This is a genomic window from Corallococcus sp. EGB, assembly GCF_019968905.1.
Taxonomy (GTDB): Bacteria; Myxococcota; Myxococcia; order Myxococcales; family Myxococcaceae; genus Corallococcus.
The window spans coordinates 8426958-8448534 of sequence record NZ_CP079946.1 but is presented as its reverse complement, the minus strand read 5'-3'; the positions used below and the strand labels follow the sequence as shown (position 1 = coordinate 8448534).

The following is a 21577-nucleotide window of genomic DNA, read 5'->3' as shown; positions in this document are numbered from 1 at the left end:
GCATCCTGTTGCGAACGTGTATGGATGACACTAAGATGGTGTCTAAATTACACAAACCAACGCAGCGGGTGAGGGGGATGCGCGGATGTTCTTCGGGTACATGAAGTCAACGCCGACCACGTACGTGATGCAGTACCGGGACGGCGCGGTGGTCCGGGAAGGCGCGGGCCTGTCGTTCCTCTACTGGAAGCCCGCGACGACGCTGGTGGCCGTGCCGCTGTCCAGCGCGGACATTCCGTTCGCCTTCAATGAAGTCACTCGCGACTTCCAGCCGGTGACCATCCAGGGGCAGCTGACGTACCGGGTGGAGGACCCGCGCCGGCTGGCCGGGCTGCTGGACTACTCCATCACCCCGGGCGGGCGTCACCGCTCGGACGACCCGGAGAAGCTCCCGGACCGGCTGGTGCAGGCCGCGCAGGTGCGCGCCCGCGCGGTGGTGCAGTCGCTGAGCCTGCGCGAGGTGCTGGTGCGGTCCGACCTGCTGGAGTCCCGCGTGCTCGCGGCGCTGGCGGACGCGGAGTCCGTGAAGTCGCTGGGCGTGCACGTGATGGCCTTCTCCGTGCTCTCCATCCAGCCCACACCGGAGATGGCGCGCGCCCTGGAGGCCGCCGCGCGCGAGGCCCTCCAGCGGGAGGCCGACGAGGCCATCTACGCCCGCCGCAACGCGGCCGTGGAGCAGGAGCGGCGCATCAAGGAGAGCGAGCTGGCCACGGAGCTGGTGGTGGAGGAGCGCCAGCGGCAGATCCGCGAGGCGAAGATGGCCGCGGACATCGCGGTGGAGGAGCAGCGCGCCGCCCTCATGGAGCGCTGGGTCCAGAACGAGCGCCAGTCCGCGGACGCGCGCGCGTACACGCTGGAGAAGACGCTGGAGCCGGTGAAGAACGTGGATTGGAAGACGCTGCTGGCCACGTCCGCCAACGGCGGCGACCCCGCGCTCCACATCGCCCTGGCCTTCCGCGAGATGGGCGAGAACGCGCAGCGCATCGGCGAGCTCAATGTGTCGCCGGACCTCTTGCGCTCGCTGCTGCCCGCGGACTCCGGCCCGAACCCCGGACCCCGCTCAGGCCCCACGCCGGCCGTGGCGCCCAGGCCGAACAAGCCCGGCCGCGCGGACGTCCAGCACTTCGACCGCTGAAGCCACCGGAAGGAGGGACGCCATGTTCGAGAAGGTGGTGCTCGTCACGCGCAAGACGCGGCTGGCGGACCTGGTGGTGCGCTTCAACACGAAGAAGCAGGCGAAGTTCTACGTGGAGCGCGCCGGCCAGGACTTCCATGGGTTCGAGGCGGAGGACGACACCTACCGCCGCGCGGTGGACGGCCTGCGCTCGCAGCTGGACGTGGGCCTGCCGGTGCAGCAGGTGGACCGCTCGCTCGTGCCCACCTTCCTCTTCACCGGCAAGGAGGTGGTGGTGGCGGTGGGCCAGGATGGCCTCGTCGCCAACGTGGCCAAGTACGTGGGCAGCCAGCCGCTCGTGGGCGTCAACCCGGACCCGGAGCGCTTCGACGGCGTGCTGCTGCCCTTCCTCCCGCGCGACGCCCGGAGCGCCGTGCTGCGGACCCTGGAGGGCCGCGCGAGGGTGCGGCAGGTGCAACTGGCGGAGGCGCGGCTCCAGGACGGCCAGCGGCTGCTCGCCTTCAACGACCTGTTCATCGGCGCGCGCACGCACGTGTCCGCCCGCTACCAGCTCCGCTACGGCGGAAAAGAGGAGTCGCAGTCCTCCAGCGGCGTGCTCGTGTCCACCGGCGCGGGCTCCAGCGGGTGGCTGTCCTCCGTGTTCGCGCTCGCGCGGGGCCTCACCCGCTGCACGGGCGGCACGCCAGGGAAACCCTGGACGCTCGGCTGGGAGGACGCGCGGCTCGCCTTCGTCGTGCGCGAGCCCTTCCCCAGCCGCCACTCGGGCGCGGACATCGTCGGCGGCTTCGTCACCGCCGAGCAGGAGCTGGTGCTCGAGTCCCGCATGCCCCAGGGCGGCGTCATCTTCAGCGACGGCATGGAGGAGGACTTCCTCACCTTCGGCGCCGGCGCCACCGCGCGCATCCGTCCGGCCGAGCAGAGGGCCCGCCTGGTCGTCCACTGAGACACCGCACCCGATGCGACAGGTCCCAAGAGGAACGCGAGCCCCGAGTATCATTGGACCTCGCGGAGACTCCCGGGATTCCCAGGTGATACAGCCGCATCCGTGTCGGGGCCCGGCCGGTTTCCTACCCACCGAGCGGGAACAGTGGACTCGCCCCGCGGGGCACGCACCGCGCGGGCGCGACGTGCATCTCCTAGAGCGTGGGGAGACCGCGCCCGGCTCCCCGTCCGGCAGACGACACCCTGTCCCTTTCCCGGACCTGAAATTCCAGGCATGGTGGGCGCAGTCGCCTTACCTTCGAAGCGAAGTCGTTGGGGCAGCGGTTCCCAGGTGCAGGCGGAATACTTCGCCGGAGTTGCGTCCGGTCGTTGATGAGCGTAGGACGCAAGCTCCCGGGAAGTAGCTCAGGGGTGATCAATGGTCGGCCTCGTCATCGCATCGCACGGGCGTCTCGCGGATGAGCTCGTCTCTACCGCCGAACAGATTGTGGGCAAGCTGCCCGCCGTGGCCACCTGCAACATCGAGCCGGGGACTCCTGTGGAGGACCTCCGCGCCAAGATGAAGCAGGCCGTGAAGACCGTCGACGAAGGGGACGGTGTCATCATCATGGCCGACCTCTTCGGAGGGACCCCCTGCAAGGAATCGCTGATGATGTGTCAGCGGATGAATCTGGAAGTCCTGGCTGGCGTCAACCTGCCCATGCTGCTGAAGGCCAACTCGCTCCGCTCGGAGCAGATGGCCCTGTCGGACATGGCCCACCAGCTGGCGTCGTACGGCCAGCGCAACATCACCTGTGCATCCGCCCTGCTTCGCGAGGCCCAGCAGCAGCCGCGAACTTGACGGACCCGTACGGGTCGGCGATTCGAGACTGCCGTGATCACCCTGGTCCGCGTCGACAACCGCCTCATCCACGGTCAGGTGGTCGAAGCCTGGCTCCCCCACCTCAAGGTGTCCCGTGTGGTGGTGGCGGACGATGAGGCGGCCTCCAGTCCCCTCATCCGTGCCGCCATGGCGCTCGCCGTGCAGAGCGCCATCGAGGTGCAGATCCTCCCCCTGGCCGAGGTGGACTTCACCGCCCTGTCCAGGGACGGCGTCCGCACCCTCGTCCTCCTGAGGGACGTGGCCTCCGTCCCCTTCGCCTTCCAGCACGGGCTGGCCATGGACCAGCTCAACCTGGGCAACGTGCACTTCGGCACCGGAAGGCGGCAGGTGTCGCCGTCCGTCTTCCTGGCGGAAGGGGAGCTGCAGGCGCTCCAGCAGCTGTCCGCGCAGGGCGTGCGCGTGGAGGCGCGCGCGGTGCCCGCGGAGAAGGCCGTGGACCTGCCGGACCTGACCGAGCGCTGGTCGAAGGCCGGGTGAGGCGGTGAACGTCGGCTGGACCCAGGTGGCGCTCGCGTGTCTCTGGGGGGGGCTGGTGGCCGTGGAGCGCAAGGCGTTCCTCCAGGCCATGCTGTCCCGGCCCCTGGTGGCCGCCACGTTCATGGGCGCCCTCCTGGGCGACGTGGGCGGGGGCCTGTCCGTCGGCATGCTGCTGGAGCTCTTCTACCTGGGCACCGCCAACCTGGGCGCGTCCCTGCCGGAGAACGACACGCTCGCGGCCACCGGCACCGCCGCCGCCGCCGCCACCCTCACCGCCGCCACCGGCGCGGGCTCCACGCCGGCCATCTGGTCGCTGGCCGTGCTGCTCTTCATCTGGCTGGGGCGGGTGGGGCGCCGGCTGGACCGGCTGTTGGAGGGCTACTCCGCCCGGCTCGCGCGCGTGGCGCTGGCGTCCGCGGAGGCCGGCAACCTCACGCGCGCCATGCGGCAGAACCTGTGGGGCATGTGGCCCCACTTCGTGTCCTATGGCCTCCTCACCGGCGCGTGCGCGCTGGCGGGCTACTTCCTGGAGCCGCTGATGGTGGCGCTGCCGCACGGGCTGGTGCGGGGCCTGGCGTGGGCGTACCCGGCCATGGCGTCCGTGGCGGCGGCCATCGCCGCGCAGTCCAGCCACGCGAAGCGCGCGCCCCTGTACGCGGGCCTCGCCGCGGCGGCCGTCACCGCGGCGGTGGTGCTGGCGCAGCTGCAGGAGCAGCGGCCATGAGCACGACGCCCACGCCCATCCCCTCCGCTGCCGCCTCCGCGCCGGCCTTCGTGACGCCCGCGCGGCTGTCGCGGGCCACGCTGCTGCGCGTGTTCCTGCGCTCGCTCTTCCTCCAGGCGTCGTGGAACCCCAAGGGCATGCAGAACCTGGGGCTCGCGTACGCGGTGTATCCGGCGCTGGCGAAGCTGTACCCGCCGGGCCCGCAGCGCGAGGCGGCGGTGCGCAGGCACCTGGTCTTCTTCAACACGCACCCGTACGTGGCGGCGGCCATCGTGGGCGGCGTGGTGAACCACGAGCAGAAGATTGCCCGGGGGGAGGAGACGCCGGACCGGGTGGTGGGCTTCAAGGCGGCGCTGATGGGGCCGCTGGCCGCGCTGGGGGACGGGTTCTTCTGGCTGTCGCTCAAGCCCGCCGTGGGCGGCCTGTGCGCGGCCATGGTGCCGTTCTTGGGCGTCTGGGCGGTGGTGCTCTTCCTGGTGCTCTACAACCTGGTGCACCTGCTCTTGCGCATCCGGTTGTACTGGCTGGGCTTGAGCCTGGGGGACCGGCTGGTGGAGGCCGTGGCGCGGGTGAACCTGCCCGCCAAGGGCGCGCGGCTTCGCGGCGTGGCGGCGGCGAGCGCGGGAGGGCTGGCCGCGTGGCTGGCGGTGAGCTTCGGGGCGACGGCGGGCGGGACCTGGGCGCCGTTCCTGGCGGTGGGGTGCCTGGCGGTGGGCGTGTTGGCGTACGTGCTCGTCAACCGGCGCGTCCCCACCTACGTGGTCCTCTACGTCGCGGCGGGATTGGCCTGCGCGGCGGGCGCCTTTCTGTGAGGACGAACCATTGAGAGAGAAGCAGGAGTCGCACGATGGCCAGTGAAGCCAAGGGGACCTTCGAGATCATCAACGCGCTGGGGCTGCACGCCCGGGCCGCGGCGCAGATGGTCAAGGTGGCCAACCGCTTCAAGAGCGAGGTCTCCATCGAGGCCTCCGGGCAGCGCGCCAACGCCAAGTCCATCATGGGCGTGCTGATGCTCGCGGCGGCCCAGGGCACCCAGGTGACCCTCACCTGCAAGGGCGAGGACGCCGAGACCTGCCTGTCCGAATTGAAAAAGCTCATCGCGGACCGGTTTGGCGAAGCGCAGTAAGCGTCGAAAGGGGAGGTAGACTCCCCCAAGAGGTCAGGAAAAACGTGAGCAGCCAGGCCACCCCTACACTCAGGTTGACGGGCATCGGCGCCTCCCCGGGGGTGGCGGTGGGCCACGCCTTCATCCTGGACCGCAAGCGCATCCGCACCCCCAAGCTGCGCCTGGCGGACGCGGAGGTGGAGCCCGAGCGGATGCGGATGAAGACCGCCATCGACCTGTCCGACCGGCAGCTCGCGGAGCTGAAGGACCAGATTACGCGCACGGAGGGCAGCGACCACGCGCTCATCCTGGAAGCGCACCGGCTGATGCTCCACGACCCCATGCTGGTGGACGAGGTCAACCGCCTCATCGTGGAGGACCGCATCAACGCGGAGTGGGCGGTGCGCCGCACGGCCCGCAAGATCAAGCACCTCTTCGACAACATCCCGGACGAGTACTTCCGCGAGCGCCGCTCGGACGTGGACTACGTGGCGGACCGCATCATCCGCAACCTGATGGGCCAGGTGGTGGACGAGGAGGTGGAGGTGCCCGCGGAGGCGATTGTCGTCGCGCATGACCTGCCGCCCGCGGACGCTGCGATGATGGCTCGCAGCGGCCGCGTGGCGGGCTTCGTCACCGACCTGGGCGGACAGACCAGCCACACCGCCATCGTCGCCCGTGCGCGGGAGACGCCCGCGGTGGTGGGCGCGGGGCGCGCGAGCGAGCAGATTTCTCCCGGCGACCTCGTGGCCATGGACGGCATCCGCGGCGTGGTGCTGGTGAACCCCACGGAGGACCAGCTGACGCTCTTCCGGGAGGAGCAGCGCCGCTACCTGGAGGGCGAGCAGCTGGCGCTGGCCACCAAGGACCAGCCCGCGGTGAGCACGGACGGCTTCCGCATCCGGCTCAACGGCAACATGGAGTTCCTGGAGGAGATCCCCTCCCTGCTGGCTCACGGCGCGGAGGGCATTGGCCTGTACCGCACGGAGTTCATGTTCCTGGACCGCAAGACGGCGCCCACGGAGGAGGAGCACTACCGCGCCTACAAGCAGGTGCTGGAGGCCATGGGGGGCAGGCCCGTCACCATCCGCACGCTGGACCTGGGCGGCGACAAGGTGCCGGGCAAGACGAAGCACGAGAAGGAGCCCAACCCGGCCATGGGCCTCAGGGCCATCCGCTACTGCCTGTCCAACCGGGAGCTGTTCCGCGTCCAGCTGCGCGCCCTCTTGCGCGCCAGCGTGCACGGCAACCTGCGGCTGATGTTCCCGCTCATCTGCGGCGTGAGCGAGCTGCGCGAGGCGCGCAGTGAGCTGGAGGCGTGCCGCACGGCGCTGGGGCGCGCGGGCGTGCCGGTGGGCAAGCGCTTCCCGGTGGGCATCATGGTGGAGACGCCCAGCGCGGCGACCATCGCGGACCGGCTGGCGCAGGAGGCGGACTTCTTCTCCGTCGGCACCAACGACCTCATCCAGTACTCGCTGGCCATCGACCGGCAGAACCGCGAGGTGGCGTACCTCTACCGGCCGCTGCACCTGTCGGTGCTGCGCATGCTCCAGAACATCGTGGACGCGGCGAAGGCCGCGAACATCCCCGTCTCCATGTGCGGCGAGATGGCGGGCGACCCGCTCTTCACCCTGGTGCTGCTGGCGCTGGGCTTCGACGAGCTGTCCATGACGTCGGGGCAGATCCCGGTGGTGAAGCGCCTGATGCGCCGGGTGAGCCGGAGCGAGGCCGTGGAGATGCTCCAGGGCGCCATGGAGCTGACCACCGCGGAGGAGATCGAACGCTTCGTGCGCACGGAGATGGACCGGCGCTTCAGCAGCCAGGAGGGCTCGCTGCTGGCGCCGGCGAGGGACCCGGAGCCGGAGCCCGTGTAGGCCCCGCTCCCCCCGGTGAACGCGAGGGGGAGAGGGGTCGCCGTTTCCACGTGGAGTGCACACCTTGGTCGGACACGAATGCAGGAGGCAGCAGCGTGTTCAAGCCAACGGACATTCAGCGAGGCATGACGGTGCGGGACCGGGACGGCGAGGCGCTCGGCGGCGTCGTCGCGGTGGACCCGCGCGGGTTCACCATCGGCAAGGGGCACATCTTCGAGCGGGAATACCCGGTGCGCTTCTCCGACGTCGCGGACCTGGACGGGGACGACGTCTACCTGCACCGGGACCTGGCCAGCCTCCCGGGCGCCGTGCTGGCCGAAGGCGCGCTCGACCTGGACGAGGAGACGCGCCACGACATGGAGGACGCGTCGCACGCAACGCAGCGGCCAACGGGCTACACGCACGACCTGACGGGCGCGCTGGTGCCCATGGAGTAGCCGCTGGCCTCGAAGCCGGGCTGCATGGGCCGTGAGGGGGGCAGGTGCTTCCTCGCGGCTCATTCGCGTTTGAGGATGACCCCCTCGTCGCTGACGGCGTAGCTGGCGCCTGCGTCCATGACCTCCGACTTGAGGCCGCAGCGCTCTTCTTCCTGTGGCGTGAAGTGGATGAAGGTCATCTTGTCGCCACGCTGAACCCAGGCGTCATACGTCGAGAGCCGGAACAGGCACTGGGTCATGGGGTCTGCGCCACTGGGGGCATCTCGCCCCGGGGGCATGAAGTCATCCATGGCGATTTGAAGGGCCTTGAGCTGGGGGCCTTGGACGGTGATGGAGTCCTCCTTGCGCCATTCTGGAAACTGGATGCCCTGCGCCACCTCGGGAGGTGCCACGGGGGCCGGCCGGTGAAGGTGCATGCACCCCGACGCTGTGAAGAGCAGCAGTGCCAGGCCCAGACGCTTCATGTGTCCTCACTCCCAAAGGGCTTTGACCACGAACTGTACGGTCACTGTCCGCGCAGGTCGTCCGTGACTCGCTTCACGGGGATGAATTGACCGTCCTCGAGGAGGAAGACAGTCCGTTCCTGGAAGTCATAGAGGCGCACTTCACACGCGGGGTTGAACATCAGCCGGAAGTAATACCGCTGTGTGCGCGCCTGGAGCTCCTCTGGCGAGAAGCCCGTGATTGCAGGATGGCTGTGATAGTCCGCGTAGATGTTGATGGTTCGGGCGTCGGGGTCCGCGACGCGCTCCGGTGGCTTGCAGGACTTCCTTCCTCCAGGCAGTGGCAGAGGATGGCCGAGCGTCGAGGGGTAGCTCGCATAGAACGGAGATTCGAAGTTCCGTGGGTAGATGACGCCACAGTACTCCTGCCCCTCGCGAGAGTTTCCTGCCGTGGCGCCGGGCATCTGCCTCACTGCCTTGCAGAGCTCGGGAGCCAGGGTCATCAGACTGTCGAAGGGGCCCACCATGGGGCCGGCAACGACGAGCCGGCGCTCCTCATCAATCCAGAACCGCGAAGGTCCTCCCCCCGCGCACCCCAGCAGCATGGCCAGGACTCCCCAGGCGGCGGTGCCTGCGCGTGAAGTGGCGGGTCGCGTCGTCGGCGTCATGCCACGACGCTAGTGGTGGCGTCTGACGCTGCCCGCGCCTCACCTGGGATGGGAGTCGTCGCCCCCCGCGATGGCCCCATCCTCGTCGTTTGAGTCGTCGTCCTGGCCGCCGTGACGGTTGTGTTTGGGTGACAGCAGCCGGGAGAGGGGGCGCAGCACCACCAGCGACACCAGGGCCAGGACCACGGTGGCGACGACGGCGACGTACAGGCCCAGGCCGCACGCCAGGCCCATGGCCGCCGTCACCCAGAGGTTCGCCGCCGTGGTGAGCCCCTTCACCACGCCCCCGTGGCGCAGGATGACGCCCGCGCCCAGGAAGCCGATGCCCACGACAATCTGGCTGGCGACGCGGCTGATGTCCGCACGCGCCCCGCCCGGCGCCTCTCCCGGCAGCACGAGGTGCTGCGTGTAGACGCTGGAGAGCGTGAAGCAGCACGCCCCCAGCGCCACCAGCATGTGCGTGCGCAGCCCCGCGGCCTGGTTGCGCGCCTCGCGCTCCACGCCCAGCACGCCGCCCAGGAACGTGGCCAGCACCAACCTTCCGATGAGGACGTGAGCTTCCATCGGGGCGCGACGCTACTCGCCCAGGTCGATCTTCTCGTCCTTGTCCGCGTCGTTCAGTTCGGGATTGGGCAGCGTGTCCAGCGTGGCCACCAGCAGCTTGTAGGACGGCACCACGTAGGGCGCCACGTCCTGGCCCAGCTCGTTGACGTACTGCTCCTTGCGCTCCACGTACTTCTTGTCCTCGGAGTCCCAGCTGCCGCCGGCCTCCGCGGCCCAGACCTCCTCGCCGTCGCGGCAGCGGATGAGCTGCGCCTTCACCGCCACCTCCGCGCCGTCACCCACGCGCTTCACCGTGGGGTCCAGCCAGAGCACGCCCTCGATGCCCTCCGCGCACTGGTCCTTGAAGGTGCCGTCCGTGGGGCGCTCGGGCAGGGACGTGTTGGCCTTCACCAGGTAGTCCCGGTTCTGGTTCAGCCACTGCCGGGCGATGAGGCTCCACAGGTCCCCCACGTACTGCTGCCCCCGCGGGAACGGCTGCGTCACCACCGCCAGCCGCTTCACCTGCTGCCGGTCCACCGTGGCGTAGTCGGGGCGCAGGCGCTGGCTCTTCACCGTGCTCGCGCACCCCGTGAGCACCATCAGGCCCAGCACCGCGCCCACCCGCTTGAACGTCCCCATGGCTTAACGCTCCCGAAGAAAAGAACAGCCCCGCGCTTCCCTTCAGGGGAAGGCGGGGCCGTGAGGTCCGGCGCGGGATATTAAGCGCTTCCGCCGTGCTGTCAGGCGGCGCGTGTGGAGGACGTGTCCCCGCCGGTGGAGGAACCGCCCTCTGGCGAACGCCCCGCGTCACGCTGCCGCTTGTCGTGCATCAGCTGCATCACCGCCGCCAGCACCGTGAAGGACACCAGCAGCGTGGTGATGAGGCCGATGCAGGCCACAAGGCCCATGGAGCGCAGGCCGTTGTGGCTGGCCACCAGCAGCGCCGCGAAGCCCGCCACCGCCGTCAGCGTGGAGGACGCCACCGCCGCGCCCACGCTGCGCAGCGCCACCAGCGGGGACGTCCCCTCCAGGAAGCGGTGCAGCAGGTACAGGCCGTGGCTCACGCCGAAGCCCAGGAGGATGGGCAGGATGATGATGTTCATGAAGTTCAGGCGCAGGTCGAACAGCGCCATGAAGCCCATCATCATCGCCAGGCCCACCGTCAGCGGAATCACGGACGCCAGCGCCAGCTTCGCGTTGCGGAAGTCCGCGAAGTGCATCACGAGGATCCACAGCGCGGTGAGGATGACCGTGAGCTTCGCGTCCTTGAGCACCATGCGCGCCAGCGACGCGTACAGCTGCGTGGCGCCCGCGGCGCGGAACTCCTTCTCCACCGGCGCGCCCGTGGGCCCGCCCTCCGTGAACTTGCCCGGCGTCACCATGGCCTTGATGGAGCTGGTCTGGTCCGCGAACTGGAGCATCTGCTTGCCGTCCCACAGGTCCACGCTCGGGTAGATGAACGTGAGGTAGCCGTGGTTCTCCGGGCTCGTGGTGGGCAGGTGGCGGAACTGCGACGCGTAGATCTCCGGCACGTGGTGCACGTCGAAGGGCCGGGCCTCCAGCATCTTGAAGAACATGGCCGCCTTCTCCTGCGTCTCCGGCGGCAGCGCCTTCACGTCGATCTCCTTCAGCTCCTCCTGCCACTCCTCCAAAATCTTCGCGTTCGCCTGGGAGATGCCCTCCGGCGGCACGAAGGTGAAGAGGCTCATCACTTGGGAGATGGCGGGGCGCTTCTTCGGATCCGCCGTCAGCTCCTTGTAGAGGGCCTCCGTCTCCGCCAGGTCCTGGGTGTAGACGGCGAGCGGGTCGCTGGCGATCTTGAAGCGCGCGTTGATTTCATCCTGCAGCACCACGGACGGCTGGTTCGCCGGCATCAGCGCGCGGGTGTTGTAGTTGAAGCGCACGCCGTAGGGCAGCCGCGCGAAGAAGCCCGCGTCCGCCGGGGGCTCGCCGCTCTTCCACGGGATGGCCGCGCCGCACACCACCGCGACAATCACGCAGCCCACCGCCAGCACCAGGCCGGGGCGGGGGATGCGCAGCTCCTTGCCGGACGCGTTGATCGCGGGCGGCGGCTTCATCACGCCAATGAGCTTCTGCGGCAGCTCCGGGTTCCTGCGCCCGGCGAGCGCCAGCAGCGCGGGGCACCAGGAGAAGAGCGTGAAGCCCAGCATCAGCGTGCCCGTGCCGGCCAGGAAGCCGAACTGGGAGAAGCCTTTGAACTCGCTCACCATCAGCACGTAGAAGGAGCCCGCCACCACCACCGCGGACACCAGCGCAGGGCGGCCCGCGTTGATGACCGCGTCGCGGATGGCCACGTCGTAGCGCTTGCCCGCGCCCAGCTCCAGGCGCGTGCGGAAGATGAAGTGGATGCCGTAGTCGATGCCGAACCCCATCAGGATGCCGCCCAGGATGGAGGTGATCATGTTGAGCTCACCCAGCGTCGCGTAGGTGAAGCCCAGCGTGTACAGCGTGCCCGCCACCGTGCCGCTCACCACGATGAGCGTGGGCGCCCACTTGCGGAAGAACGCGATGGTGATGGCGAAGATGGCGACGAGCGCGATGACGGTGACCGGCTGGAGCGAGTCCTCGATGGCGTACGAGTCGTCCACCGCCGTCTTGTAGGAACCCGTGAAGCCGTAGGCGACCGTCTTCTTGTCGCCCATCTTGTAGTAGTCCTCCACCAGCTGCACGCCGGCCTTGTTGCTGCGGGAGTACTGCTCCAGGTCCACGCGCAGCTTGTCCACGTACTCCTTCGTCTTGCCAATCTGGTTGGTGTCCCACATCGGCTTGATGAGGAGCAGCAGCAGCTTGCGGTCCGGGGAGATGTAGTAGTCGTCCGCGATGCTCTTGTTGCCAACGCTGGAGTACTTGTCGACCAGGTCCTGCAGGTCCAGCTTCACCGGCTCCGTCTTCTTGATTTCGATGTAGAAGGGGTTCGCGCGGCGGATCTGATCCTTGAGGAACGCCATGATGCGGCGCTTGCCCTCGGCCAGGTCCTCCGTCTTCACGAACAGCACCATGTTGTTCTGCACGAACTCGACGGGAATCTTGTAGGTGATGGAGCGCGCGTGCTCCTTGTCCTTGCCCACCATGTCGGCCAGGTCGTCCGCGACGCGCTTGAGCGTGGCCTCGTCATCGCCGCGCAGCGCGACCATGAAGAAGCCGCTGCCGCCCACCATGTCGATGACCCGCTTGACGTCCTTCACCTCCTGGAGGTCCTGGGAGATGAGGTCCAGCTGGTTGGAGTTGATGGTCAGCTTCGACGTGCCCCACACGGCCAGTCCGAGCAGCAACAGCAGCACGGTCATGACGGTGCCTGGGCGCCGGACCAGCATCTCCGCGTAGGCAAGGGCGAGACGGGGCGGGGGATGGGACGAGGGATTGCCGCTCATGGGCGCGGGACCCTACCGCCGAACGCCCCTGCCCGGAAGCGAAGCCCGGAGTGCCTGTCCGCTCCACCTCCGCGCGAGCCAGGGCCCCCCATCCCCGGGGGAATAAATCGCGACTTCAGTGTCCTGGCGGCCCGGCCAGGGGGAGGACCTGTCCTTCCGCCCCATTGGTGGCGGGCGCGTCACGGGGCGGGAGGAGGAACGGGAGCGGATGGCGCACGAAGCGCATGAACACCGCGCCCAGGAAGCGCAGCCCCTGGCTCAGGGGGACGTCGCGGGCGCGCAGGGCCACGCCCAGGGCCAGCGCGAAGGACACGCCGAAGTTGACGATGCCGACCAACAGCACGCCCCCCACGGCCGCCAGGAAGCCGGGCTCCAGCACGGCGGAGGTGCCCAGCGCGCAGCCGGCGAGGGCCAGCGAGCCGAAGGAGAAGGTGACGTGGCGCACATCCAGGTGGATGCCGAAGAAGCTGCCCACGCCCGGCATCACCGCCAGCAGCACGCCCAGGGCGACGCTGCCTCCCACGCCCGCGGCGTGGTGCTCCAGCGCGTCCGCCACCTTGCGCGCGCCGTTCACGCCCACGAGCGTGCGCAGCACCCGGTGATGGGCCAGCGCCTCCGGCAGGCGGCGGTAGACGATGAAGTTCTCGAACCAGCCCGCGGCCACGCTGGACGCCCAGAGCAGCACGCCGGTGAGCGCGGCGTAGAGGAGCGTGGCGCTCTTCCAGGGATGGAGCGTGTCCACGACGGAGCGGGCCTTCTCCTGGGACAGGAACGCGTGCCCCGTGAGCGCCTGGAAGCCCAGCGCGAACGCCACCGCGACGGGCAGCACGCACCCCAGGTTGCCCAGGATGGCCGCCAGCTGGGAGCGGGTGACGCGCGGCACCAGCGCCGCCAGTCGCTCCATGCGGCGGGGGCCGGTGTCCGGGCCCGCGTCCTCGCCCACCGCGGCCGCCAGCGTGGAGGCCGTCATGGACGGCTGCTTGGTGGCCAGCGTGAAGCCCAGCAACTGCATCAACACGAAGCCGCCCGCGTAGTTGAGCGCGACGAAGAGGCCCGCGAAGAAGGGGGCCAGCGGCAGGGCCGTGAGGACGAACTTCAGCGCGGCGGCGAACGCGGTGACGAGCCCGCCGCCCGCGGCCGAGTGCACCATCTGGTGGAACTCGGCCTGCGTGGAGGTGATGTAGTGCTCGCCGGTGTTGCCGGTGCGCTCGATGATTTTTCGCGCCATCAGCCGCGAGTTGCGCCTCACCAGCGCGCGCACGGAGCGGTCCGCGTGCGCGAGCCGCAGCAGGTCCGACAGGAGCGCCAGCGCCTCGCGCCAGCGGGGCTCACCGCGCGGCGCGCCCAGCACCCGCGCGATGGCCTCCATCCGGTCCAGGCCGCGCCGGATGCGCTCCAGCCGGTACACCAGGTCCACGCTGACGCCGGAGTCCTCCAGGTGCCGGGTGACGGTGCGCACCACGCCGCGGCAGTCCTCCACCCCGCGCGCCAGGTCCGCCAGCGCCTCCTGGGCCCCGTCGCGCGCCAGCACCGCGTCGCACACCAGCCGCAGCCGCAGGAACGGCGACGCGCGGAAGGACAGCTCCGGGGTGCGGTCGCGCACGTCCTCCGCCAGCCCCAGCCCCGCCACCTGCACGCCCAACAGCACCAGCGCGTCCATCAGGTCCCCGCGCACACGCGAAGCCGGGGTGGGCTCCGGTGGGGGCGGCTCGCCCACCAGCGCCGTCAGCCGCGCCAGCAGCATGGGGGACAGCGCGCCCAGCCACTCCGCGTCCTCCGGCACCGGGAACAGGTGCAGGAGCAGCTCCGACAGCTTGCCCGGCTCCGGCGGCGTGGGCAGCACGCCGCGCACGAAGCGGTCCGTCAGCTCGGAGAAGAAGCCGTTGCCCGCGCTCAGGCCCACCTGGGCGAAGAGCTTCAGCCCCCGGCTGCCCGCGCACACCCCCGCCACCAGCCGGGTGACGGACGCGCGCAGGGCGCTCTCGCCCTCCAGCACGCGCACCAGCAGGGCCAGGCGGGAGTTCGCGGGGGACAGCGCACCGTCATCCACGTCCGTGAGTCCGTGGGCGGGGATGCGGTCGCGCATCCAGTGGATCCACCGCTCCACCCACTCCAGGCGCGGCTCCAGGCCGTCCCCCGGAACGTCCGCCAGGAGCCGCAGCAGGTCCCTCACGGCGGGGTGGCCCGGAGCGCGAGGCGCGTACTGGACGCAGAACGCGTCCATCTCACGGTCGGACGGCGCGCCACGGAGCAGCAGCTGCGAGCCGGGGCTTGTCACAGTCATTCGCCAGGCGCTCCGGAGGAGGGGGAACGCCCAAGCCTACCCGGCCCGCGCCTCCCCCGGAACCCGCAGGGACGGCGAGGGCCTGGTTGCCTGGCTGCCCAGGCAGCAGGTGACTGGATTACTTCAGCTTCACCGAAGCCAGCTCATCGTTCTTCTTGCGCATGGCGCCGAGCAGCGCGTCCCAGCCGCCCTCCTTGAAGAGGGGGCGGACCTGATCATCGCGGATGCCGGTGAGCATGGAGTCGCCCAGCACGGACACGTCCACGACCTTCCAGGTGTTGCCCACCTTCTCCACGGCGTACTTCAGCTTCATCTCCTGCTTCTTCAGCGGGTGGTTGATGAAGATGGTGGAGCCCACGAGCGCCTTGTCACCCGTCACCTGCGGCTCGTCGTAGGTGATGGAGTCCAGGTTCTTGAAGTTCTCTCGCACCTTGGGGAAGGCGATCTTCGCGAAGAGGCTCTGGAAGAGCTGGGTGAACTCCTTGCGCTGGGCGTCCGTGGCCTTGGTCCACTCGTCACCCAGCAGGAAGAGGCCCTGCTGGTCGCTGCCCAGGTTCTCCAGGGCCTTGAGGTCCTTCTCGTAGCGCACGGACTGCACCACGGTCTTCACCGGCTTGGTGACGGCTTCGGAAGCCTTGGGCGCGGCGGCGAGCGAGGGCACGGCGAAGGTGAGGGCAACCAGGAAGGGAAGGGTGCGAAGGCGGGCGATGGTGTTCATATGGGTCGGTGACCTCCAGAAGAAGGGCGCGGGTCCTGTAGCCAGGGGAACGCCGCGCAAACCATTAAATTCAACCGGCGAGCAGACACACCCCTGCACGTTGGGGCCGCCTGCCCGACGCGTGCTCCCGCCGAATAATCCCCTGAATCAGCGGGTTTGACTCTGCTGGGACCGCACGTTTACTGTCCGCCCCCTGCGCTGTGTCACCGAATTAGCGCGAAGCCCGAGAAGACATGCCTACCGACTTCCTGTTCACGTCTGAATCCGTCACCGAGGGCCACCCGGACAAGATCGCCGATCAGATCTCCGACGGTGTGCTCGATGCCATCATCGCCAAGGATCCGCAGGCGCGCGTCGCCGTGGAGACGCTCGTCAAGACGGGCCTCGCCATCGTCGCGGGCGAGGTGACGACGAATTGTTACGTGGACATCCCGAAGATCGTCCGCTCGACCATCACGCGCATCGGCTACACCGATAGCTCCATGGGCTATGACGGCAACACCTGCGGCGTCATGGTGGCCATCGAGGGCCAGAGCCAGGACATCGCCCGGGGCGTGGACAACAAGAAGGACCAGGGCGCCGGCGACCAGGGCATGATGTTCGGCTTCGCGTGCGACGAGACGCCGGAGCTGATGCCCGCGCCCATCCACTACGCGCACCAGCTCACCCGCCGCCTGGCGGAGGTGCGCCGCAAGAACCACCCGTGGATCCGCCCGGACGGCAAGAGCCAGGTCACGGTGGAGTACAAGGACGGCAAGCCGCTGCGCATCGACGCGGTGGTGCTGTCCACGCAGCACGCGGAAGAGGTCTCCAACAAGAAGATCCAGGAGGCCATCCGCGAGGACGTCATCCTGAAGGTCCTGCCGAAGAAGCTCATCGACAACAAGACCAAGTTCTTCATCAACCCGACGGGCCGCTTCGTCATCGGTGGCCCCATGGGCGACTCGGGCGTCACGGGCCGCAAGATCATCGTGGACACCTACGGCGGCATGGGCCGTCACGGTGGCGGCGCGTTCAGCGGCAAGGACCCGTCCAAGGTGGACCGCTCGGCCGCGTACATGGGCCGCTACATCGCGAAGAACGTCGTGGCGGCGGGCCTGGCCAGCCGCTGCGAGGTGCAGGTGTCCTACGCCATCGGCGTGGCGGAGCCCGTCAGCGTGATGGTGGAGACCTTCGGCACGTCCACCGTGCCGGAAGAGCAGATCTCCCGCGCCGTGCGTCAGGTGTTCGGCCTGCGCCCGCGCGAAATCACGGAGCACCTGGACCTGCTGCGGCCCATCTACCAGAAGACCGCCGCGTACGGTCACTTCGGCCGCTCCGAGAAGGAGTTCACCTGGGAGCGCACGGACAAGAAGGACGCGCTGCGTGAGGCGGTCGCCGCCCCCGCGCCCAAGACGCGCACGCCCCGCCTGAAGGCGGTCTGACGCACCGCGAGCATTCCGCTGGAAATCCGCGCGCTCGTCCCCCTGGGGCGGGCGCGTCTTCATTTCCGGGCATGCGGGCGTGCGGTGGTCGGGCGCGCACGGTGGGTGAATTGTTAGGACACGGGCATGCCGACTCCGGGTGCCACGTCTGGCTGGCGCGTCGTGCTGCTCACCGTGGCTCCCGCGGTGGCGCACGACTTCACGTTGGCGCTGCGGGCCCAGGGACACGACGTGGTGGCGCTGGGGGTGCCGGCGGGCACCCGGGGCCTGCGTCCGCTGGACATGGAGGGCTGGGCGGAGATGGGGCGGCTCTTCGAGGCCACGCCTCCGTCGGTGGACGTGCTCCTGGTGCGCGAGCGGGCGCACCTGACGCCCCGGCTGGCGGAGCTGAGGCCGGACCTGCTCCTGTGCTTCTTCTTCCCGTGGAGGCTGCCGCCGGAGGCGCTGGCGCTGCCGCGATTAGGGGCGGTGAACGTGCACCCGTCCCTGCTGCCGCTCTACCGGGGGCCGTGTCCGCTGGGGTGGGCGCTGCGCGAGGATGCCCACGAGCTGGGGCTCACCTTCCACCGCATGGAGGCGAGCTTCGACACCGGGCCCGTGCTCGCGCAGGGGACGTTCCCGGTCCGGGACGAGGACACGGAGGAGGTCGTCTTCGAGAAGCTGATGCTCGCGTCGCGTCAGCTGCTGCCCCGGGTGGTGGAGCGCGTGGCGCGCGGGGACGTGGGGGAGGCGCAGGTGGAGGCGGACGCCACGTTCGCGCCCTTCTTCGAAGCGGAGTACCGGGACATCGACTGGCGAGACAGCGCGCGCGCCGTGCACCTGAAGGTGCGCGCGTGCCGCTTCGCCGGCTGGCGTGAGGGCAAGGGGGACGCGAGGGCGCGGCTGCAGGGCCGTTGGGTCCGGGTGCAGCGCACGCGGCCCTGGAGGGGCGAGGATCCTCATTCTGCGCCGGGCACGCTCCTGGCCCGGCAGGGGGACGAGCTCCTGGTGCAGTGCGGGGACACGCCGCTGTGGGTGGTGTCACACGCGCCGGAAGAGCCCTGAATCTTGGCGGGCAGCCGGGCGGATGGGGGCCTTGGGTGGCGCCTGCCAGCGGGCGGACACACAGAAGATGCACAACGCGCAGCGGGCGCGGACATCCACCTGACGCAGCTGAGGGCGAGCGTCAACGAGCAGGCCGTCTACGAGAACGCGGTGCGCAAGCGGCCGCGGGCGTGGATCTGGCGCTGCCACGTGGACCTGTCGAATCCGGAGCCTTCGTTGTGGGAGTACCTCAAGCCGTTCGTGGAGCAGGACGACGCGATGGTGCTGCGCATCCCGGAGTACGAGCGCGAACTGTCCAGCCCGCAGCCGTTCTTCATGCCGGCCATTGAGCCGTTCTCCATCAAGAACCGGGAGATGCGCGACTCGGAGCTTGAGGAGCGGCTCCGGCACCACGAAATCCCCACGGCCCTGCCGCTGGTGGTGCAGGTGTCGCGCTTCGACCATTGGAAGGACCCGGAGGGCGTGGTGGCGGCGTGGCGCATCGCCTGCGAGCAGACTCCGTGCACGCCGGTGCTGCTGGGCAACATGGCGACGGACGACCCGGAGGGGCAGCGGGTCTACGAGCAGGTGATGCGGCACCGGGACGAGCGGATCCTCGTGCTCAGCCGCGAGGACACGGCGCTGGTGAACGCGCTCCAGCGTCGCGCGGCGGTGGTGGTGCAGGAGTCCATGCGCGAGGGCTTCGGGCTCACGGTGGCGGAGGCGATGTGGAAGGGCACGCCTGTCATTGCGCCCAGCGCATCGTGCAGTTGCGGCGCAACCCGAAGCTGCGCCATCAACTGGGGCGTCACGCCCACGAAACGGTGCGCCGCCGCTTCCCGCCCACGCGCTACCTGGAGCAGTACCTGGACCTCTTCAACTCATCCGAGGCCCGCTACCACCTGCCGCACTTGATGGCGACGTGAGTCAAGTCGTGGAGCAGGCGCGTGTGCGCGGGCCCGGTCGAGCACGGGTGCTGGGGCACCACGCGCTCGCGACGGTGCGCGTGGTTCAGCCCGCAGCAGGCTCCAGCTTCCAGGGGACGAGGTTGTAGTAGTCGTCCTTGCCGTAGAGGCTGCCGTCGTTCCCGTAGAAGCCGAGCGACTTGTCCGTGCGGCGGTCGCCCTTCTCCGCCTGCCAGCGGCTGCGGATGTAGTACTCGTCCGACTTGCCCGGCACGGGGATGAACTTCCACGGCACCAGGTCCGCAGTGTTGTCCCGGTGGTAGAGCTTGAGCGCGTCGTCGGTGAAGGACAGGTGGAAGTCCAGTCGCTTCTCGCCCAGGTCCGCGCGCCAGCGGCTGCGGATGTAGAATTCGTCCGTCTTGCCCGGCACGGGAATCAGCTTCCAGGGGACCAGGTCGGTCGTGTTGGTCTCCGGGTACAGCTTCACGTCCTCCCCGACGAAGCCCAGGGACATGTTGATGCGCTTCTCGCCGGGATCGGCGCGCCAGCGGCTGCGGAAGTAGAACTCCTTGTTCGCCAGCGAGGAGACGTCGGGGCGGGTGAAGCCTTCGGTCCGGAGGTGCTGATCCACGGCGCGCACCATCCAGGTCTTCTTCTTCTGGAGGTCCGGGACATTGGGGAAGTGGGCGGCCGTGAAGAGCTCGTACAGCGGCCTCAAGTCGAGTTGAAGCGGCTTGGGGTCCTGCCGGATGGTCTTCACCCACTCGTCGAAGTCCGTGTTGGGCGTGCCGCCCACCCACTGGATGCTGTCGATGGTCAGCCCGCTGGATTGCTTGAACGCGGAGCTGGAGGAGGTGGAGGTGCTGCTCCCCGTGCTGGCGGTGGCGCCCTGGTAGGTGGCCGACGCGGAGGTGGAGATGTCGACGCCCCGCTCCACGAGCTTGGAGTACTCCTGCGCCTTGATGTGGATGCGCTGGTACATCCGCCCGCCGAAGGTGACCTCGTGGGCGTAATGCGTTCCGAACGTCTTGATGAACTCGGCGCAGTCGGACTCCGACGTGAGCTTCGCCACCGCGCTGGTGAGCCGGCTGCTCAGCGGCAGCTTCTGGGGGAAGTTGTCGTTCAACTGGATCGAGCAGTCCTCGAAGTAGCTCTGGACGAAGGTCTCGATGGTTTCGTTCGAGCCGCTGGTCTTCTCGAGCTGCCGGTACGCGATGCTGGCGCTGAACGACACCAGTCCGGGGACGTCCAGGCCCGCGCTGACGGTGTGCTCGAAGGAGTGCGCGAAGTCGAAGGAGGAGAACCAGGTCTGCGTGCGGGACGTCCGTTCGCCTCGGGACTCCGGGAGGTAGGTGGTCCCCTCGGGGATGTAGAGGCTCCTGTCCGGCGTGAGCTGCGTGCAGGACTCCGGAGATATCTGGATGATGCTCTCCGTCGTGGCGCCTCCACCGTCCCGGATGCGTTGGCTCAGGTCCAACGGGTTGATGCGGATGATGTCGTAGCACCTGCCCAGGAAGTCGATGTTCTTGTAGGGGACGGTGCCGTCGAACTTGTTGAAGTCGATCTGCATTGTCTCGGCCATGCGCGGAACTCCCTGAATGGGGTTGGCGGTGGGCATTCCTGAAGGTCGTGCCGGGCCGGACGGGTAACCGAGCCGTCTGGCTGATGGAACCGGACCTGCCCCGCGGGCCGAGGCGAAACCGAGGCGAATGTCCGGAAGCCCGCGCTGTCGAGCGGGGGCTGTCCTGGAGCGGAAGGTCCTCTCGCCGCGAAGGGCAGCTGAAGGGAGGGCCGCTTCGAGTGGCTCAGCGCGAGTTGACTCCGTGTACCGCGTGGAAGCGGGCACGCCGGTCATCCTGTCCCATGGCCGCGACGGGGCTCCGGACGGAGAAGGCCCGGGCGCGGACCTGTCCTCTCGCAGCCTGCTGGCGGAGTGACGCGGGCCCGCCGGTTGCAATCACTGTCATCCCGGAAGGCAGAGGGGCCTTCCGTGAGGGACACGCCGTCCGCGGCCCATGCCGCCGGCGTGCCGGAAAGACAGACATGGACAAGAAGCCGCGACGTCAGCGTGGCATGACGCTGTTGGAGATCATGGTCGTCGTGACCATCCTGGGCCTCATCGCCGCCGCCGTGGGCGTGTCGGTGCTGGAGCAGTTCGGCCAGGCGAAGCAGAAGCGGGTGGCGCTGGACTTCGGCTCGCTGGGCCAGGCGCTCCAGTTGTACGCGATGAAGAAGGGCCGGATGCCGGACACCTCCGCCGGGCTGCGCGCGCTGGTGGAGGAGCGCATCCTCCCGGAGCTGCCGCGCGACCCGTGGGGCCATGACTACGTGTACACGCTGGACCGGGGCGTGCCGGCCATCGTGTCACTGGGCGCGGATGGCGCGCCGGGCGGTGACGGGGATGACCGGGACCTCTCGTCACTCGACCGGGACGCGCGGTCCCGGGAGTGACGGAGGAGGAAAAGAGTGCTGCCCGAGTGGAGAAGCCGCGATTTCTTGGCGTATGAGGCCAGCGGATCTGCCCCATTGTCGTGGAGCGTTCCAGTGCGTGTAGGGCCTCTCCGGCCGGGCAGCACACCCAGGGACGGACGTGCCGCGAA

Annotated in this window: 21 protein-coding genes; 13 read left to right on the top strand and 8 right to left on the bottom strand. The window is 69.2% G+C overall.

Translation table 11 applies throughout. The features are described 5' to 3' along the window. Positions 1–85: 85 nt before the first annotated feature. The 9 genes from KYK13_RS34410 to KYK13_RS34370 all read left to right on the top strand — a co-directional run bounded on the left by KYK13_RS34410 (position 86) and on the right by KYK13_RS34370 (position 7577). Positions 86–1135, top strand: a complete 1050-nt coding sequence (locus KYK13_RS34410; protein WP_370645214.1) for an SPFH domain-containing protein — start codon at positions 86–88, stop codon at positions 1133–1135. 22 nt (positions 1136–1157) lie between these two features. Next, a complete protein-coding gene (locus tag KYK13_RS34405; protein ID WP_223638558.1) occupies positions 1158–2078 on the top strand; it encodes an NAD+ kinase in 921 nt (306 codons plus the stop codon). Positions 2079–2495: 417 nt separating this feature from the next. Beyond that, positions 2496–2918, top strand: coding sequence for a PTS sugar transporter subunit IIA (locus tag KYK13_RS34400; RefSeq protein WP_223638555.1), 423 nt, complete (start codon positions 2496–2498; stop codon positions 2916–2918). A 33-nt stretch (positions 2919–2951) separates the two neighbouring features. Beyond that, a complete protein-coding gene (locus KYK13_RS34395; protein ID WP_223638552.1) occupies positions 2952–3437 on the top strand; it encodes a PTS sugar transporter subunit IIB in 486 nt (161 codons plus the stop codon). Positions 3438–3441: 4 nt separating this feature from the next. Next, complete coding sequence (locus tag KYK13_RS34390) at positions 3442–4161, top strand: PTS sugar transporter subunit IIC (RefSeq protein ID WP_223638550.1); 720 nt, start codon at positions 3442–3444, stop codon at positions 4159–4161. Further along, positions 4158–4973 (top strand): PTS system mannose/fructose/sorbose family transporter subunit IID, encoded by an 816-nt coding sequence (locus KYK13_RS34385; protein WP_223638548.1) that lies wholly within the window; start codon positions 4158–4160, stop codon positions 4971–4973. The genes KYK13_RS34390 and KYK13_RS34385 overlap by 4 nt, the downstream gene beginning before the upstream one ends. Positions 4974–5008: 35 nt before the next feature. Then, positions 5009–5287: an HPr family phosphocarrier protein gene (locus KYK13_RS34380; RefSeq protein ID WP_223638546.1), complete on the top strand. Its 279-nt coding sequence runs from the start codon at positions 5009–5011 to the stop codon at positions 5285–5287. A 44-nt stretch (positions 5288–5331) separates the two neighbouring features. Next, positions 5332–7140, top strand: coding sequence for a phosphoenolpyruvate--protein phosphotransferase (gene ptsP / locus KYK13_RS34375; protein ID WP_223638544.1), 1809 nt, complete (start codon positions 5332–5334; stop codon positions 7138–7140). Between the two features lie 95 nt (positions 7141–7235). Continuing rightward, positions 7236–7577, top strand: coding sequence for a hypothetical protein (locus KYK13_RS34370; RefSeq protein ID WP_223638542.1), 342 nt, complete (start codon positions 7236–7238; stop codon positions 7575–7577). A gap of 59 nt (positions 7578–7636) precedes the next feature. On the opposite strand, the gene KYK13_RS34365 is transcribed toward KYK13_RS34370, so the two are convergent. The 7 genes from KYK13_RS34365 to KYK13_RS34335 all read right to left on the bottom strand — a co-directional run bounded on the left by KYK13_RS34365 (position 7637) and on the right by KYK13_RS34335 (position 15625). Further along, positions 7637–8041 carry a hypothetical protein gene (locus KYK13_RS34365; RefSeq protein WP_223638541.1) on the bottom strand — a complete coding sequence of 135 codons (405 nt, stop codon included), beginning with the start codon at positions 8039–8041 and terminating at the stop codon, positions 7637–7639. A gap of 41 nt (positions 8042–8082) precedes the next feature. Beyond that, positions 8083–8625, bottom strand: a complete 543-nt coding sequence (locus KYK13_RS34360) for a DUF4329 domain-containing protein (RefSeq protein WP_223638540.1) — start codon at positions 8623–8625, stop codon at positions 8083–8085. A gap of 102 nt (positions 8626–8727) precedes the next feature. Further along, entirely contained in the window at positions 8728–9252 is a 525-nt protein-coding gene (locus KYK13_RS34355) for an MgtC/SapB family protein (protein WP_223638539.1), read from the bottom strand. A gap of 12 nt (positions 9253–9264) precedes the next feature. Beyond that, the gene (locus KYK13_RS34350) at positions 9265–9870 is read right to left on the bottom strand and encodes an MXAN_6521/LA_1396 family lipoprotein (RefSeq protein ID WP_223638538.1); all 606 of its coding nucleotides are present in this window, start codon (positions 9868–9870) and stop codon (positions 9265–9267) included. A 101-nt stretch (positions 9871–9971) separates the two neighbouring features. Beyond that, positions 9972–12623 carry an RND family transporter gene (locus KYK13_RS34345; RefSeq protein ID WP_223638537.1) on the bottom strand — a complete coding sequence of 884 codons (2652 nt, stop codon included), beginning with the start codon at positions 12621–12623 and terminating at the stop codon, positions 9972–9974. A gap of 115 nt (positions 12624–12738) precedes the next feature. Further along, a complete protein-coding gene (locus KYK13_RS34340; protein WP_223638536.1) occupies positions 12739–14907 on the bottom strand; it encodes a site-specific recombinase in 2169 nt (722 codons plus the stop codon). 118 nt (positions 14908–15025) lie between these two features. Next, positions 15026–15625: an ABC transporter substrate-binding protein gene (locus tag KYK13_RS34335; RefSeq protein WP_223638535.1), complete on the bottom strand. Its 600-nt coding sequence runs from the start codon at positions 15623–15625 to the stop codon at positions 15026–15028. A 233-nt stretch (positions 15626–15858) separates the two neighbouring features. Between KYK13_RS34335 and metK the strand changes: the two genes are divergently transcribed. The 3 genes from metK (at position 15859) to KYK13_RS34320 (ending at position 18987) form a co-directional block, all read left to right on the top strand. Then, positions 15859–17049, top strand: coding sequence for a methionine adenosyltransferase (metK, locus tag KYK13_RS34330; RefSeq protein ID WP_223638533.1), 1191 nt, complete (start codon positions 15859–15861; stop codon positions 17047–17049). A gap of 126 nt (positions 17050–17175) precedes the next feature. Next, complete coding sequence (locus tag KYK13_RS34325; protein WP_223638531.1) at positions 17176–18093, top strand: methionyl-tRNA formyltransferase; 918 nt, start codon at positions 17176–17178, stop codon at positions 18091–18093. Positions 18094–18096: 3 nt separating this feature from the next. Next, positions 18097–18987 carry a glycosyltransferase gene (locus tag KYK13_RS34320; RefSeq protein WP_223638529.1) on the top strand — a complete coding sequence of 297 codons (891 nt, stop codon included), beginning with the start codon at positions 18097–18099 and terminating at the stop codon, positions 18985–18987. A 96-nt stretch (positions 18988–19083) separates the two neighbouring features. On the opposite strand, the gene KYK13_RS34315 is transcribed toward KYK13_RS34320, so the two are convergent. Next, on the bottom strand, positions 19084–20559 hold the full coding sequence (locus tag KYK13_RS34315; protein WP_223638527.1) for an MAC/perforin domain-containing protein: 1476 nt from the start codon (positions 20557–20559) through the stop codon (positions 19084–19086). Positions 20560–21020: 461 nt separating this feature from the next. Here KYK13_RS34315 and KYK13_RS34310 point away from each other — a divergent pair, with 461 nt between their 5' ends. Continuing rightward, positions 21021–21428, top strand: a complete 408-nt coding sequence (locus KYK13_RS34310; protein WP_223638525.1) for a type II secretion system protein GspG — start codon at positions 21021–21023, stop codon at positions 21426–21428. Positions 21429–21577: the final 149 nt, after the last annotated feature.